General features: G+C 62.2%; 11 protein-coding genes. 5 read left to right on the forward strand and 6 right to left on the reverse strand.

Annotated elements, in window-relative coordinates:
* The first annotated feature begins 11 nt into the window (after positions 1–11).
* Together ACIP02_RS27060 and ACIP02_RS27065 are read left to right on the forward strand one after the other, a co-directional pair.
* Complete coding sequence (locus ACIP02_RS27060) at positions 12–1505, forward strand: aldehyde dehydrogenase (RefSeq protein ID WP_400622843.1); 1494 nt, start codon at positions 12–14, stop codon at positions 1503–1505.
* Positions 1506–1713: 208 nt separating this feature from the next.
* A complete protein-coding gene (locus ACIP02_RS27065; protein ID WP_400622863.1) occupies positions 1714–4587 on the forward strand; it encodes an HD domain-containing phosphohydrolase in 2874 nt (957 codons plus the stop codon).
* A 360-nt stretch (positions 4588–4947) separates the two neighbouring features.
* Here ACIP02_RS27065 and ACIP02_RS27070 read toward each other — a convergent pair whose 3' ends face one another.
* Positions 4948–6663 (reverse strand): FAD-dependent oxidoreductase, encoded by a 1716-nt coding sequence (locus tag ACIP02_RS27070; protein WP_400622845.1) that lies wholly within the window; start codon positions 6661–6663, stop codon positions 4948–4950.
* Between the two features lie 194 nt (positions 6664–6857).
* On the opposite strand from ACIP02_RS27070, the gene ACIP02_RS27075 reads away from it, so the two are divergent.
* The 3 genes from ACIP02_RS27075 to ACIP02_RS27085 all read left to right on the forward strand — a co-directional run bounded on the left by ACIP02_RS27075 (position 6858) and on the right by ACIP02_RS27085 (position 9672).
* On the forward strand, positions 6858–7634 hold the full coding sequence (locus ACIP02_RS27075) for an IclR family transcriptional regulator (RefSeq protein ID WP_400622847.1): 777 nt from the start codon (positions 6858–6860) through the stop codon (positions 7632–7634).
* Between the two features lie 139 nt (positions 7635–7773).
* Positions 7774–8826 (forward strand): Gfo/Idh/MocA family protein, encoded by a 1053-nt coding sequence (locus tag ACIP02_RS27080; protein ID WP_400622849.1) that lies wholly within the window; start codon positions 7774–7776, stop codon positions 8824–8826.
* A gap of 30 nt (positions 8827–8856) precedes the next feature.
* Complete coding sequence (locus ACIP02_RS27085) at positions 8857–9672, forward strand: sugar phosphate isomerase/epimerase family protein (RefSeq protein ID WP_400622851.1); 816 nt, start codon at positions 8857–8859, stop codon at positions 9670–9672.
* A gap of 266 nt (positions 9673–9938) precedes the next feature.
* Here ACIP02_RS27085 and ACIP02_RS27090 read toward each other — a convergent pair whose 3' ends face one another.
* The 5 genes from ACIP02_RS27090 to ACIP02_RS27110 all read right to left on the reverse strand — a co-directional run.
* On the reverse strand, positions 9939–11264 hold the full coding sequence (locus ACIP02_RS27090) for an MFS transporter (RefSeq protein ID WP_400622853.1): 1326 nt from the start codon (positions 11262–11264) through the stop codon (positions 9939–9941).
* Between the two features lie 274 nt (positions 11265–11538).
* Complete coding sequence (locus ACIP02_RS27095) at positions 11539–11952, reverse strand: histone-like nucleoid-structuring protein, MvaT/MvaU family (protein WP_400622855.1); 414 nt, start codon at positions 11950–11952, stop codon at positions 11539–11541.
* 335 nt (positions 11953–12287) lie between these two features.
* A complete protein-coding gene (locus ACIP02_RS27100) occupies positions 12288–12545 on the reverse strand; it encodes a PAAR domain-containing protein (RefSeq protein ID WP_400622857.1) in 258 nt (85 codons plus the stop codon).
* Complete coding sequence (locus tag ACIP02_RS27105; protein ID WP_400622859.1) at positions 12542–13435, reverse strand: DUF6708 domain-containing protein; 894 nt, start codon at positions 13433–13435, stop codon at positions 12542–12544. Before ACIP02_RS27105 ends, ACIP02_RS27100 begins: the two co-directional genes overlap by 4 nt.
* A 2-nt stretch (positions 13436–13437) precedes the next feature.
* On the reverse strand, positions 13438–15335 hold a 1898-nt coding region (locus ACIP02_RS27110), incomplete at its 5' end, for a T6SS effector BTH_I2691 family protein (RefSeq protein WP_400622861.1).

Here is a 15335-nt window from a genome sequence, read left to right on the forward strand (position 1 = left end):
CAGGAGTACAAATGTACACCCTCGAATTCTGGCAACAACGCGCCTCGGACCTGTGCCTTCCGGCCAGTGCGCTGATCGACGGCAAACCCGTGAATGCCCAGGGCGGCGCCACGTTCGCCGCCATCAACCCCGCCACCAACAGCGTTCTGGCCCAGGTCGCCGCCTGCGGCCAGGCCGAAGTCGACCTGGCCGTCGCCAGTGCCCGCCGGGCCTTCGAGCAAGGCCCATGGCCGCGCATGGCACCGGGCGAACGCAAGAAAGTACTGCTGCGCCTGGCCGAGCTGATCATGGCCCATCGCGAAGAACTGGCCCTGCTGGACTCGCTGAACATGGGCAAGCCGGTGATGGACGCCTACAACATCGACGTGCCGGGCTCGGCGCACGTATTCGCCTGGTACGGCGAGGCACTGGACAAGCTGTACGACCAGGTGGCGCCCACCGCAGCCAACGCACTGGCCACCATCACCCGCCAAGCCCTCGGCGTGGTCGCGGCCGTGGTGCCGTGGAACTTCCCGCTCGACATGGCCGCCTGGAAGCTGGCCCCGGCGCTGGCTGCCGGCAACAGCGTGGTGCTCAAGCCCGCCGAGCAGTCACCATTTTCCGCCCTGCGCCTGGCCCAACTGGCACTGGAAGCCGGTTTGCCGGAGGGCGTGCTGAATGTGGTGCCGGGTTTGGGCGAGCAGGCCGGGCAGGCACTGGGCCTGCACCCGGATGTGGATTGCCTGGTGTTCACCGGCTCTACCCAGGTGGGCAAGTACTTCATGCAGTACTCGGCGCAGTCCAACCTCAAGCAGGTGTGGCTGGAGTGCGGCGGCAAGAGCCCGAACCTGGTGTTCGATAACTGCCAGGACCTGGACCTGGCGGCAGAAAAGGCGGCCTTCGGCATTTTCTTCAACCAGGGCGAGGTGTGTTCGGCCAATTCGCGGCTGTACGTGCAGCGTTCCATCCACGACGAGTTCATCGAGCGCCTGCAGGCCAAGGCCCGCCAGTGGCTGCCCGGCAACCCGCTGGACCCGGCGAGCCGTGCCGGGGCGCTTGTCGATACCGAACAGACCGGGCGCATCGAGGCCGCCATAACCCGTGCCGGGCAACAGGGCGCGCAGTTGGTATGTGGTGGCAGGCGCCTGACCATCGACGGTTCGGACAACTATATCGAGCCGACCATTTTTGCCGGGGTCGATCGCCGCATGAGCCTGGCGCAAGAAGAAGTGTTCGGGCCGGTGCTGGCGGTCAGCGCTTTTGATACGGAAGAGCAGGCGGTACGTCTGGCCAACGACAGCATCTATGGCCTGGCGGCCTCGGTGTGGAGCGATGACTTCAACCAGGCGCACCGGGTGGCGCGGGCGCTGAAGGCCGGAACGGTGTCGGTGAACACGGTCGATGCGCTGGATGTGACGGTGCCGTTCGGCGGTGGCAAGCAGTCGGGGTTTGGCCGCGACCTGTCGCTGCATTCGTTTGACAAGTATTCGCAGCTTAAGACTACTTGGTACCAGTTGCGTGGGTGAGTGTCTGGCGAACCATTTGCAGCGCCTGTGAAATCGAGCGCCGCCCGCGCGGCGCATGATTTCACAGGCGCTACAAATCTACCGGCAAGCACCTTCCAGCCCCCAACTCTGTATAAATTTCCCCACCCACCCCGGCAGAACCCCCGCCATCCCTCTACACTGCTGCGGACATCAGCCAAGGCAATGTGCCATGCATGGAGTACCTGGGATGGGCTACGTGTCGAATGGTCGTGCCTCTGGCAACGCCGGGCGGGGCATTTCCCTACAGTGGCTGGTGGCGCTGGCCATCATGTTGGGCATGCTGCTGCTCGGCGCCGCCCTTGCCTGGCAAGGCTATCGCGGCCTGCGCCAGACCTTGATCGCCGCCGCTGGCGATTCCGCCCAGCAGGTTGGCAAGACCCTCGACGAACGCGCCCGGCGGCTGATCGACCCGGCGCAGAGCAGCATCCGCCTGCTGGCCTACAACCCGACCGCACACACCCTGGCGCAGCGCCTGGAGCGCTTGCCACAACTGGTCGAAACGCTTGACGCCAACCGCATGCTCAGCGCCGCCTACCTGGGCTACCCCAACGGCGAATTCCTGCTGATACGTCGGCTGCGTGAGCAGCAATTGTTGCAGCGCTTCGGCGCTCCAGCGGGTACGGCATTCCTGGTGCAGAGCGTCAGCCGTGAGGGCGGAGCGCTGCAAGGCGAGTGGCGCTTTTACGACCAGGCCCTGAACCTGCTGCAAGCCCAGGCCAGGCCCGAGTACCGCTACGACCCGCGCCAGCGCCCGTGGTTCACCGACGCCTCGGCACACGCCACTACCGTGCTGACCCACCCGTATGTGTTCTTCACCACCCGTGAAATCGGCCTGACCATGGCCCAGCGCAGTGTCGATGGCGGGACCGTGATCGGCATGGACGTTTCGGTCAACGACCTGGCCAGCGAAACCCAGGACTTGCGCATCACCCCTGGCACCGAGATTGCCGTGATCGATGCCCAAGGCAGTGTGGTGGCCTACCCGGAGCTGCAACGCGTCATCCTGCATGAAGGGCAGGCGGTGCGCCTGTCGCGGGTTGGCGAGCTGGGCATTGCCAGCCTGCAGCAGCTGTTTGCCGAGCCGCCGCAAGGCACCCGGCCGCAGCCTTATCAGGTGGACGGTCGCACCTGGTTCGGCATGCGCGTGCAACTGACCACCCTGGCCGGGCAGGACCTGCACGTGCTGATTGCGGTGCCGGCCCACGAGTTGCTGGCCGGTGCGCGCAAGGTGCTGGTCGAACAGTTGCTCTGGACCGGCGCGCTGATGGCTGTGCTGCTGGTACTCGGCGGTGTGCTGGGCCGGCGCATTGGCCGCCCGCTGCGCCTGCTGGCCGAGCAGGTGCAAGGCCTGGCCGCCTTCGATTTCAGCCGCCAGGTGGGGGTGGGCTCGCAGGTTTCCGAAGTGCGCGAACTGAACCGTGTGCTGAGCCGCATGTCCGGCACCATCCGCAGTTTCCAGGCCATTACCCTCACGCTTAGCCGCGAGCGTGACCTGGAACGCATGCTCGAGGGTGTGCTGACACACCTGGTCGAGGCTGCCGGGCTCAATGCCGGTGTCGTCTACCTGTACGATGCCGAACACGCCTTGCTGCGTCTTGCCGCTTCCTGCCGGGGGGAGCAGTACCCCGGCGAGTTGGCGGTGGACGAAGGCGCCCGGCACCAGCTTGCCGCCGCAGTGACCCAGGCCCTGGGCCTGCACGACCAGAGCCTGGCGGTGGTGCTGAATGACCGCAGCCAGGCGTTGTTGGGCATCCTCGTGCTGCAGTTGGCTGAAGAGCAGGCCGGTGAACCGTTCAGGCGTTTTGTCGAGGAGCTGTCGGGTGTGGCTGCGGTGGCCATCGAAACCCGTCAACTGGTCGAAGCCCAGCAACGCCTGCTGGACGCCATGATCAAGCTGCTGGCCGATGCTATCGACGCCAAGAGCCCGTATACCGGTGGCCACTGTGAACGGGTGCCGCAGCTGGCGCAGATGCTGCTGGACCAGGCGGTGGCGGCCGACAGTGGGCCCTATGCCAGCTTTAGCATGAGCGAGACCGAGCGTTACGAATTCCGCGTGGCGGCCTGGCTGCATGATTGTGGCAAGGTCACCAGCCCCGAATACGTGGTGGACAAGGCGACCAAGCTGGAAACCCTGTACAACCGCATTCACGAAGTGCGCATGCGCTTCGAAGTGCTGTGGCGCGATGCCGAGCTGGCGTATTGGCAAGGCCTGGCCGACGGTGCCGAGCCGCCGGCGCTGAAAGCTGCCCTGGTCCGTCGCCAGGCCGAACTGCAGGACGACTTCGCCTTCGTTGCCCAGGCCAACATTGGCGGTGAATTCATGCAGGACGCTGATATCCAGCGCCTGCAACAGATCGGCCAGCGCCACTGGCAACGCCACTTCGACAACCGCCTGGGCATCTCCCGTGACGAAGCCGAACGCTTTGCCGGTGTGCCGCCACCCGCGCTGCCGGTAGACGAACCGCTGCTGTCCGACCGCCCGGAACACCGTGTGCCGTGGGGTACACGCACGCCGCCGGTGGTCAAGGGCGACCCGCGCAACACCTGGGGCTTCGACATGCGCCTGCCAGCCCACGCCAGCAACCATGGCGAGCTGTATAACCTGGCAATCCGCCGTGGCACCTTGAACGACGAAGAGCGCTTCAAGATCAACGAACACATCGTGCAGACCATCATCATGCTCAGCGCGCTACCGTTCCCGCGCCAGCTCAAGCGGGTGCCCGACATTGCCGGCAACCATCACGAGAAGATGGACGGCAGCGGCTACCCGCGCCGCCTGGGCGGACAGCAGCTGGGCATTGCCGAGCGGGTGATGGCGATTGCCGACATCTTCGAGGCGCTGACGGCGGCCGACCGGCCTTACAAACCGCCGAAGACGTTGTCCGAGTCGGTGAAGATCCTGGTGTTCATGGCCCGCGACGGGCACCTCGACGGCCAGCTGCTGCAGCTGTTTCTCAGCAGCGGCGTGTACCGCCAATATGCCGAGCGCTTCCTGCGTGCCGAGCAGCTCGACGAGGTGGATGTGAACTACTGGCTGGCGCAGATGCGCTGCCCGGCCTGAGCATCACGCTTTGCCCAGGCAGTTGAGGATTTTCAGGCGGTACAACGATAGGTTGCATGAGGGCTGCCTTGTGTTCGCCGAGGCAGTTGCAGCGCCAGTGAGATCGAGCGCCGCCCGCGCGGCGCTTCGCGGGACAAGCCCGCTCCCACATCTGTTTCGGGCCAGTCCCTCCTGTGAGGCCACCTCTGTCCGCCTTGTTTGTATGATTCGATATCGAGCCGTGCGCCAAGGGGAGCGCGCGAAAATGGCACAGGAGTAATTGGCCCGAAACAGATGTGGGAGCGGGCTTGCCCCGCGAAGCGCCGCGCGGGCGGCGCTCGATCTCACAGGCGCTGAAAACCTTCCGGTGGGCATTACCTATCACTCCTCATACCCCCGAACCCCAGCAATATGCCGCCCAGCCACATAACCAAACGTCAACGCCGGCCCCAGGTTGATACCACCTGACGGGTACCACCCACCAAACACGCTGGCCATGTCGGTACCCGCCGCATACAGCCCGGCAATCGGCTGCCCAGCTTCATCCAGCACCCGTGCATTGCCGTCGGTGCGCAACCCGGCAAAGGTGCCAAAGCAACCCGGTTTCACCTTTACCGCATAGAACGGCCCATGCTCGATCGGCGCCACGCAAGGGTTGGGGCCTTTGTGCTGCGGGTCGCCCTGCTTGCGGTTGAACGGTGTGGAACCGCGGCCAAATGCCGGGTCCTCGCCATTGCGCGCATGGCTGTTGAACTCGCCAACCGTGGCCCGTAACCCGTCCGGGTCGATGCCACAGGCAATAGCCAACGCTTCCAGCGTGCCGCCTCGCTTCAGGTAGCCACTGCGCACATGCGGCCACACCGGCAGTGGCGCCGGGCGGGCATGGCCCAGGCCATAGCGGCGCAAAAAGCGATGGTCGCAGACCAGCCATGAACACACTTCCTCGTCCGGCGGCACAGCTGCGACCATGGCCGAGACATAATCGTAGTAACCATGCGCTTCATTGACGAAGCGCTTGCCGTTGGCCAGCACGCCGATAATGCCCGGCTTGCCGCGCTCGATGATGTGCGGGAAGTGGCCGACACTGCCATCGCGGTGCGGCACTTGCGAAACCGGCGCCCAGGCCACCGGGGACTTGAGGTCGGTAGCCACCACGCCACCGGCCGACTCACCCAGGCGCAGGCCATCGCCCGAGCAGCCCTTGGGGGGCAGGGCAAGGTTGTCGTGGCCGCTGGCATCGCGCGGGAACAGTTGCCGGCGCCGGGCCGTGTCGTTGGGGAACCCGCCTGCGGCCAGCACCACGGCCTTGGCCCGGATGCGTTGCTCGCCCTGTGGCGTCGCCACCAGCGCCCCGCGCACCTGGCCGTCCTCGACCAGCAAACGCTTGGCGGGCGCCGACGCCTGCAACTGCACGCCCAAGTCTTGTGCCGACTTGGCCAGCCGCGCCACCAGCGCCACGCCGTTGACCAAGTGCATCGCCCGGCCATGGCGGGCCAGGTGGTACAGGTGGCGACCGAAGCGCTTGCACACGTGCAGCAAGGCTTTGGGCGAGCGGGTCATGTTGAGGAACGCGGCAAGGTCGGCCCCAGCCATGATCGGCATGCCCATGAACGAGGTTTCGCGCAGGGTCTTGCGCAAGCGTGGCAGCAGTGCACCCACCTCGCGGGCGTCATAGGGGGCGGCAATCACCTGGTGCCCGCCCTGGGCTGCACCCGGGGTATCGCCATGCATGTCCGGGATGCCATTGCCATCGGCAAACTGCAGCGCCGTATGCTGCTCGAAAAACGCCACCATGTGCGGGCAGGCTTCAAGGAAGGCATCAACGCGCTCGGCGTCGTAATTTGCCCCCAGTTCGTTGCGCAGATAGGTACGCGGTTGCTCGATGCTTTCCTCGATGCCGGCCCGGCGCGCCAGCGGGTTGCGCGGTACCCAGGCCCAGCCACCGGACCAGGCCGTGGCGCCGCCGAATACCGGCTCCTTCTCCACCACGATCACCTTCTGCCCATGCCAGGCAGCCGTTACGGCCGCAGCCAGCCCGGCAGCGCCAGAGCCTATGACCAGTACATCGCATTCGGTTTCGAAGGGAGCAGAAGGCATTGCGCAATCCTGTATTGTTATTGGAACAAGGTTCCACATTCTTATCGGCGCGGAATCGATCTGCAAGGGAGGGGCAGGCGAGCCGGCCAAGTAGCGGGCGATAATCGGACATTTCACCGGGGCCTGGGTACGGATGCTATCGGCAATGTGGAATCATCTTCTAGAATCCGCAAAAAATATCAGGGACCTGTATCATGGCTGGTAGTCAGATCGAACGCGCCTTCAGTCTTGTAGAAAGCCTTACCGGTGAGCCTCAGGGCCTGCCCTTGCAAACCCTGGCCGAGCGCCTGGACATCCCTAAAAGTGCGGCCCATCGCATGCTCACCGAACTGGTGCGGCTCGGGTACGTGCGGCAGAACCGTGACAACAGCCGCTACCAGCTGTCGGCCAAGCTGGTGGCGCTGGGCTTTCGTTACCTGGCCAGCAGCGGCGCCGACATCATCCAGCCGATTCTCGACCGCCTGGCCCAGGACAGCGGTGAACTGGTGCGCCTTGGCGTGATCGATGGGGCCCGGCAGACCTGGATCGCCAAGTCCCAGGGCGCGCGCTCCGGGCTGCGTTACGACCCCGACATGGGCCGCGACGCACCCTTGTTCTACACCGCGTCCGGGCATGCCTGGCTGGCCAGCCTGGACGATGAACAGGCGCTGCAGATGGTGTTGCGCCAAGGCATCGCCGACCCCACCCAGTTCGGCCCGAACGCGCCACGCTCCACTGATGAACTGATCGGCTACCTGCACCGCGCCCGCGAGCGCGGTTATGCCTGGGTCGAGGAAACGTCGGCCATCGGCACCTCGGCCCTGGCAGCGGTGGTACGCCGCCCGCAAAGTGACGAGGTTATCGGTGTGCTGAGCATCGCCGGGCCGAGCGCACGCCTGGCGCAAAGCCGCCTCGCAGAGCTGGCGCCGCTATTGCTGGCGGCTGCAGAGGAGCTGTCGGCCGCCAGCCGGGCCAGCGAACTGTTTGCCTGAAGGGATATTCCGGTCGATTACCGCACAGTCTGTTGCGCCGCGTCTTCTGAAAACCTGAACGTGGTTCTACATTGTTGAATGCTGATTGTGGAACCAGGTTTCAGAATTCGCATCACAACAATGACAAGAGGACAGGCTGTTGAACGCACCCCTTCGTATCGCCTTGATCGGCGCTGGCATCATGGGCCGCCAGCACTACCAGCACTTGCGCAATGTACCCCAGGCTCAGCTGTGCGCCGTGGCCGACCCAGGCCCACAGGCCGAGGCCTTCGCGGGCGAGTGCGGCGTGCCCTGTTTTGCCGACCACCGGCACATGCTCGAGCGCGTACGTCCAGAGGCCGTCATAATCGCCAACCCGAACAACCAGCATGTGGCCACCGCGCTGGATTGTGTCGCGGCCGGTGTGCCGGTACTGGTCGAAAAGCCGGTGGGCGTACACCTGGATGAAGTTCGTGCACTGGTGGAAGCCTCACGCCGGCACAATGTGCCGGTACTGGTCGGCCACCATCGCCGGCACAACCCACTGATCGCCAAGGCGCACCAGGTGATCAGCGAGGGCAAGCTGGGCCGCCTGATCAATGTCACTGCACTGTGGCAGTTGCAAAAGCCCGACAGCTATTTCGAAACCCCCTGGCGCCGTGAGCCGGGGGCCGGCTTCTTGCTGACCAACCTGATCCACGACCTTGACCTGCTGCGCCACCTGTGCGGTGAAGTGGTACAGGTGCAGGCCTTCACCCGCAACGACGTGCGCGGTTTTGCCAACGAAGACAGTGCCGCCGTGCTGCTGCAGTTCGCCAATGGCGCGCTGGGTAGCCTGACCGGCTCCGACGCGGTGGCTGCACCCTGGAGCTGGGAACTCGACTCCGGTGAAAGCCCGATCTACCCGCGTCAGGATGGCCAGCCGTGTTACCTGCTGGCCGGTACACAGGGGGCCTTGAGCATTCCACAGCTCAAGTGCTGGCACTACGCCGAGGCCGGCTCGGGCTGGCACACGCCACTGTTGCAGCACGAAGAAAGCATCCCCGCCGGCGAGGCACTGACCTTGCAGTTGCAGCACTTTGTACGGGTTGCCCGTGGTGAGCAGGCGCCGCTGATCGATGCTGCCGACGGCGGCCGCACCCTGGCGCTGATCGAAGCGATTCGCCAGGCCGCCGAAAGCGGCCGCACCTGCGCGCCCGAGCACATTGCCTAGTACGACCTCTTCTTTTCCTGGTGAATAACAATGACTGATCGAATTTTCTCCCTCGCGGCCCTGACGGTGCTTGAGCTTTCCCCGCCGGACATGGTCGAGGTAGCCGCCCGTGCTGGTTACAGCCACGTAGGCCTGCGCCTGGTGCCGGCTACCGAGCAAGAGCAGCACTTCCCGCTGGTGGCCGATGCCGGCCTGCGCAGGCAAACCCAGGCGCGTTTGCGCGATACCGGTATCAAGGTGCTCGACCTGGAAATCCTGCGCCTGAAGCCGGAAACCTCTGTCGCGGATTTTGAGCCGATACTGGCGGTGGGCGCTGAGCTGGGCGGTACTGAACTGCTGGTGGCTGGCAATGACCCGGATGAAGCGCGCCTGACCGAACGTTTTGCTGCCTTGTGCGAGCTGGCCGCGGGGTATGGCATTCACCCGCACCTGGAGTTCATGCCGTGGACCGATGTACGCGACCTGCGTCAGGCCATGCGCGTGGTGGCCAATTCCGACTGCAGCAATGGCTGCGTGCTGGTGGACGCTTTCCACTTCAATCGCTCTCGCTCTTCGCTGAGCGACCTGGCGCAATTGGCGCCCGAGCGTATGCGCTATGCCCAGCTGTGTGACGTTGCCGGCCCGGTGCCGGCTGACATGGACGAAATCCTGCGTCAGGCACGCAACGAGCGGCGCTTCCCCGGCGAAGGCGATGGCGACCTGGTCGGCCTGCTGCGCGCGTTGCCGGCAACCGTCCCGCTGAGCCTGGAAATCCCCACGCGGCAGCTGCTGGAGCAGGGCATCAGTGGCGAGCAGCGTGCGCGGATGGCGCTGGACAAGGCCAAGGCAGTGCTGGCAGTGGTCTGACGCTAGTACTTGATTCGCACGCAGTACGGTGGGAACTGGCTTGCATATCTCTCCTGACCGGCACTGGCCCTTGTAGGTGAGGCCTTGCGTCGCGATGGGCTGCGACGCAGCCCCAAGGTTTCCGCACAGGTGCACAAATTGCCGGGGCTGCTTCGCAGCCCATCGCGACGCAAGGCCGCTCCTACAGTGTGCTGTGTTGCTGCATTGATCTACAGCCCAAAAAAAGGGCCCGCAAGGGCCCCGTAGAGGTTAACTGGCTAGCGCCCTCAGGCGCTTTCAACCTTGCGCGGTGCCATGAAGTACATCCATACCAGCGCAAGGAAATACATTGCCGGGATCATGGTGAACAGCACGGCATAGTTGTTGTTGGTCGCGGTCAGCACACTGCCGACAATCTGCGTCATGAACATCCCGCCAATCGCCGCACACATGCTGCCGAAGCCGAACACCGTGCTCACCAGGTGCTTGGGCGTGTAGTCCATCACCAGGCTCCAGATATTCGCCGTCCACGCCTGGTGCGCACCCACCGCCAGCGAGATGGCTGCCACCGCGACCCACAGGCCACTGGCGTTGGCGGCAAAGACCACGCTGACCATGGTGCAGGCGAAAATCAGCATCGACACCAGCCGCGCTGTCGTGGCGCGCACGCCACGGCCTATCAGCCACGACGACAGGATGCCGCCACCGATGCTGCCAAAGTCCGCCGTCAGCCAGATGATGATCAGCGGGATACCCATCTGGGTCACGTTGATGCCCAGGCTGTATTGCTGGTTGAGGAACGGCGGCAGCCAGTACAGGTAGAACCAGAACACCGGCGCGGTAATCGCATAGGCCACCGCAAACGCCCAGGTGCCACGCAAACGCAGGATGCGGCTGAACGGCACACGGGTTGGCTCGGGCTCGTCATCCTGCTGGATGTACTGCACCTCGCTCTGGCGCACGCTGGGGTGGTCTTCAGGGTTGTAGTACTTCAGCAGCCACAGCACCACCCACACCAGGCCCAGGCTGCCCATGGCAATGAACGCGGCCTGCCAGCCCCATACCGCCAGAATCAGCGGCAACAACGCCGGGGTGACCATGGCGCCGACGTTGGTACCGGCATTGAACAGCCCGGTGGCAATTGCCCGCTCGCCGGCCGGGAACCACAGGCGCACGGTCTTCACGCACGCCGGGTAGTTGGCGGCCTCGGTCAGGCCGAGGATGAAGCGGCAGACCATGAAACCGGCGGCCGAGGTGGCCAGGCCATGGGCACCGGTGGCCAGGCTCCACAACAGTACGGCGAAGAAGAACGCGCGTTTGACCCCGACCTTGTCGATCAGCCTGCCTTGCAGCAGGAAGCCGATTGCATAGCCGACCTGGAACCAGAAGTTGATATTGGCGTAGTCCATCGCCGTCCAGCTCATTTCCTTGGCCAGCACGGGTTGCATGATGCCAAGGGCGGCGCGGTCGATGTAGTTCAGGGTGGTGGCAAAGAACACCAGGGCCAGCATGCCCCAACGGGTCTTGCCGACGCCAAAGGCGCCGCGAAGCTTGTCGCCGATCGAACCCTGAGGCATCCGGGTAGCGGCGGGGGTGATCTTGGAGTGGTTCATAAACTGCTCGTTTCTTGAAATTGTATTCAGCTGCGGTGCTACGGTGCGTGGCCGGGTCCCAGGCAGGGGGCACGCAAGGCCGGTGCATGGTGAGCAGTGAAGGCGGCAGCGTCAATTCAAGAGACGGGCTACTGTTCGGTTATCGAACGGTTGCGGTGGTCTGTGGGCGCGGCGGGGGTTCACGTCTATCAAGGGTAGAAGGCAATGAGCCTGGTTGCTGGGTGATGGTAAGGGAAGCACAGGCGGGCGTTGTTCTGCACAAGGTATCGGCTGTCTACAGGTCGGGCTTGCTGGCATAGACAGACCACGCCGTTGCCCAGCTTTCGACCTCGGTGCGGCCGTATTGCCCAATCCAGGCGCGTACGGTTTTGTGCAGCGTGCTTTTGGCTTCTACGACTTCACCGGTGTGCGGGTTTTTATAGTATTTGCTTTGTCGCGTTCTATAACGAGTGGGCGCAGCGAGCGGGCGTTGCTGCTGGTCGATAGCGTCGAGCGCGGTCTTGATTTCGTGGTCGAGCATACTCAATACATACCAGCGGCTGAGTTGGTATTCGGCAAGCAAGTCGTGGAGTTTGCTTTCAAATTCGAGTTCGCGTTTCAGGCGGGGGTCGATTTTAATGAAATGGAGTTCGGTCTTTTTGCTGGCGAGCAGCCATTCGAGGGCGCGATATTCGGCTAGGCGGGACATGGGGTTTTCTCCATTGCTTGATGAGGTTAGTGTTAGCGCTCACAGCGAGGTAAAGCAAGTGGAGAAATAATTTGATAGATTTTTATGGGTTTATCTCGATGGGTTGGTCGTGTGTCAATTGTTTGGATTTAAGTTGTTTGCGTAGGAAAACTCCTACGTTGTTTGTTTTATTGATTGCAGTAAGCTTTATTGGGCGTCGTGCTTGTGAGAACCGGTTCGCGATTCGGGCCGCGATACGCCCCGAATCGCTAGCGGACAAAACTTGAAATAAAGGGCTTCTTCTCGTTTGTAAGTTTGCGTTTAACTGTCTTTCGCCGCGTGGCTGAGATGGGTTGTTAATCAACAAGCCAGCCAGGCTCGCCTTCAATCAGTATGCCTCCGTGGCTGGTGGTGTCTCCCTCCCGTGCTGCGGCTTGGCCCTCGATGATTGTGCCGGCGGCGCCTGTTTCGATGACGGCGCCGCAACTGATGCGGTCACCTACACGCGCAACGGCCCTGCCATCCACGAATGTTGCGCTCGCACCGGTTTCAACGGTGCCCTCTCCATGGATCGGGCAGCGATGACGATGGCCTACAAGAACGATGGGTTTCATTTGCGCTTCCTTTTGCTTGGTTGAACAGCTGCTACTTCAAAGGCTGCAGGCGGTGGCGAGGCTGGGCGGACGTTAAATAACCGGCAGACGCCATACCAGCAGATGGCAAGTGTGAGGTTGTACGGGAACAGCACGGCCCAGAACGGCAATTGCCAGTTCTTCTTGCCCTGCATTTCACCCGGTTCGCCGGTGCGCCAGGGGGCGTAGTGGCGCCAGGCTTCGGCCGGGGTCAGGCAGATGGCGTGCAGGGGTTTGTGCCACCAGTTGGGTTCGCCGGGTGGGGGGAGCTTGGCCGGGCCGTGGTCCATGAAATGGCGGAGGTATTCCCAGACTTCGGCGACGTGTTTGACGCCGGACTCGGTGGGCTCGTTGCTGTCGACCCAGAGGCAGTCCTTCTGGTGCAGAGTGCCGTCTTCGCGGCGTGGGGCGAAGGCGAGGGCGTAGCTAGTGCTGAATGATGAGCCGCCGAACTCGGCTCGTTTGAAGATGCCTCCGCCGGTATTGTTCCAGTCAAAGACTAATGTTTTACTCAAACGTTGGTAGTATATTTTTTTTGATGTTCGATTGAGACAGAAGCTTGATAAGCCCTTTATGAAGTAAATTCGATACATTAGAAAAGGGAGAAAGATGAAAGGGCCAAGAACTATTCCACTGATCAAAATAGGATTGAAAGTATAAGTCCCCCACGCTTCACTGGAGAGCAGGTAAGGGTAAAGGCCAATCATCAATACCATAATCATTGCGCAATATAGCTTCCCCATGAAGACTGAGTCTGTAACCCAGGGATTTCGCAAGCATAAAGTGTTTGCTGACAAATTTAATAGTTGCCCTGTAATGGCTGGTTTATGCCCTGAATTTAATGTCGTATTGAATAGCCAGACGGTTGACATGTTTAGCGCTCCAGGCGGAAAATTGACCGTGCCTCATTGTCTTCGTCCAGCCCTTGGTTAGCACTGTAGGCTAGATGCAATGAGACATGGCTATGATTGGATAATGTATTTTCGAAGTGCAGGACCAATCCGGCAGCTACAAGGTGGCCAGTGGGGGCGATGGGGAATACATCCATTCCCTGAGCGTCACGAAACGTGCTTAAGCTTCCTGACCATTCGCTTACTCCCAATACGAAACCAGGCAGCAGCACTGTAAATTCGGCTGTTGGCTGAGGTTTGGTTACTTCGTTTCGCGTGATGGCAGTCCAGTTTGGCGGTGCCCAGTGATTGTTGTCGTGCCATCGGGTGTCTACATTTTTGATGCCTAGTGAGAAGGCCTGTTCGGCAGAAATTAGTTTTGGTCCGTAGTGCTCGTTGTGCCAAGCTTTAATTTCCGCGTGTAACGAAGGGAATACAGGCAGCTTTTTTTCATAGTCCAGGGTAATTTCAGATCGGACCTCGCCATCGTTATTGCGATTGCCGAAAATACTGCGGGCTGCCCAAAGCTCAATAGGGCTGTGAAGATATTCGTGGGCCTTGGCATGTAGGTAGAGCCCACCAGCAATGATTGCGACCCCTACGAGTACAAGCGCTGCTGCGGCCCACCCGGCGAAAGGCACTACTGAGGTTGCGCCAGCAACTGCAAGCCCAGCCTCAAGGACGACAGCAGATCCGACAGCCATGGTAAAGCCACCCGTTATCGTATACGCGGCAGCTGCTTGATTGCCGTTCGCGTTCTGACGTATTGCTTTGAAAGCATCAGAAAAAACACTAAACGCAATTGCCGGATATCCAGCTAAACGCGCGTAAAGATTACTGCTTAAGAACTTGATAACTCCATTACCAAAAGCCATCCCAGGCGCTGTCGAACTCAACCTCAACATCACGGCTTTCTGCGTTGCCCGCACGCTAACCAGCGTCGCCGATGCTGCACCGATCACCCCGAAAATCGACGAAGCAAAACCCATCGTGTATTCCGGCGCATCACTTTGCTGCAGGCTGTTGTAAGCCGCCTTGAGCGAAATTACGTTGAACCACAGCATTCCCGCGTTCAAACCGCCACCCACCCCCGTGGTAAGCAACCCGAGGAAGTTGGGTTTCACGCGCGCAGTGGTGGTCAACTCGATGGACACCGTCCGGCTTCCGGAGATGCGGATTTGTTTCATCTCCTCAACCTGCGCCATGCCATTCTTCAGGTATTTCTGTACCTCTTCGCTGAAGGGATTCTCCGCGATGGCCTGGCCGGTGATCCGGTAGCGCGCCGTCAGCAATCCGAGCGCTTTCTCGGCATTACCCTCGCGCGCCGCCAGCAACACCTGCTGACGCAGGCCATGGCTGGCATCCCACCTTGTCTGCCCGCGCAGGCGCTTGAGCACCACGGTGTTGACCGTCTGGGCGGTGAGGTCGGTGATGCCGGCCATGGCCGGGAAGCGGCCGGCCAGGCCTTCGATCACGTTGTCGCTGGCGCCGAACAGGCTGCCGATCGCGTCCGCTTTGTCCTTGAACGGGTTGAACGGTGCCAGGGCGGTGTACAGCGGGCTGTCGTGTTGATCCAGCCACTGTTCGAGGCGTTTGAAGCGCTGATCCTGTTCTTCGGTACCGGGCGCCGGCTGGCCCATCGGTTGAATCAACAGTGCCAATGAAATTTCCAGCCCGCGGGCGGAGGCGATTTCGTTGCGGTCGTAACAGGCCAGGGCCGCCGCGAGGCTGTAGTAGTTGTCGACATGCTGGGGTTCGGCGGTCCCGAGCCAGGCGTCATGGTCGTTGCTGGCTTGCAGGGCCTGGTTGCGCAACGCGATGATCCGCCGTTCCAGTTCATCGCGTTCACTGTTGAAACGCAGGTACTTGGCGAGGTCCAGGC

Origin of the sequence: Pseudomonas sp. NPDC089408, assembly GCF_044749445.1 — a bacterium.
Taxonomy (GTDB): Bacteria; Pseudomonadota; Gammaproteobacteria; order Pseudomonadales; family Pseudomonadaceae; genus Aquipseudomonas.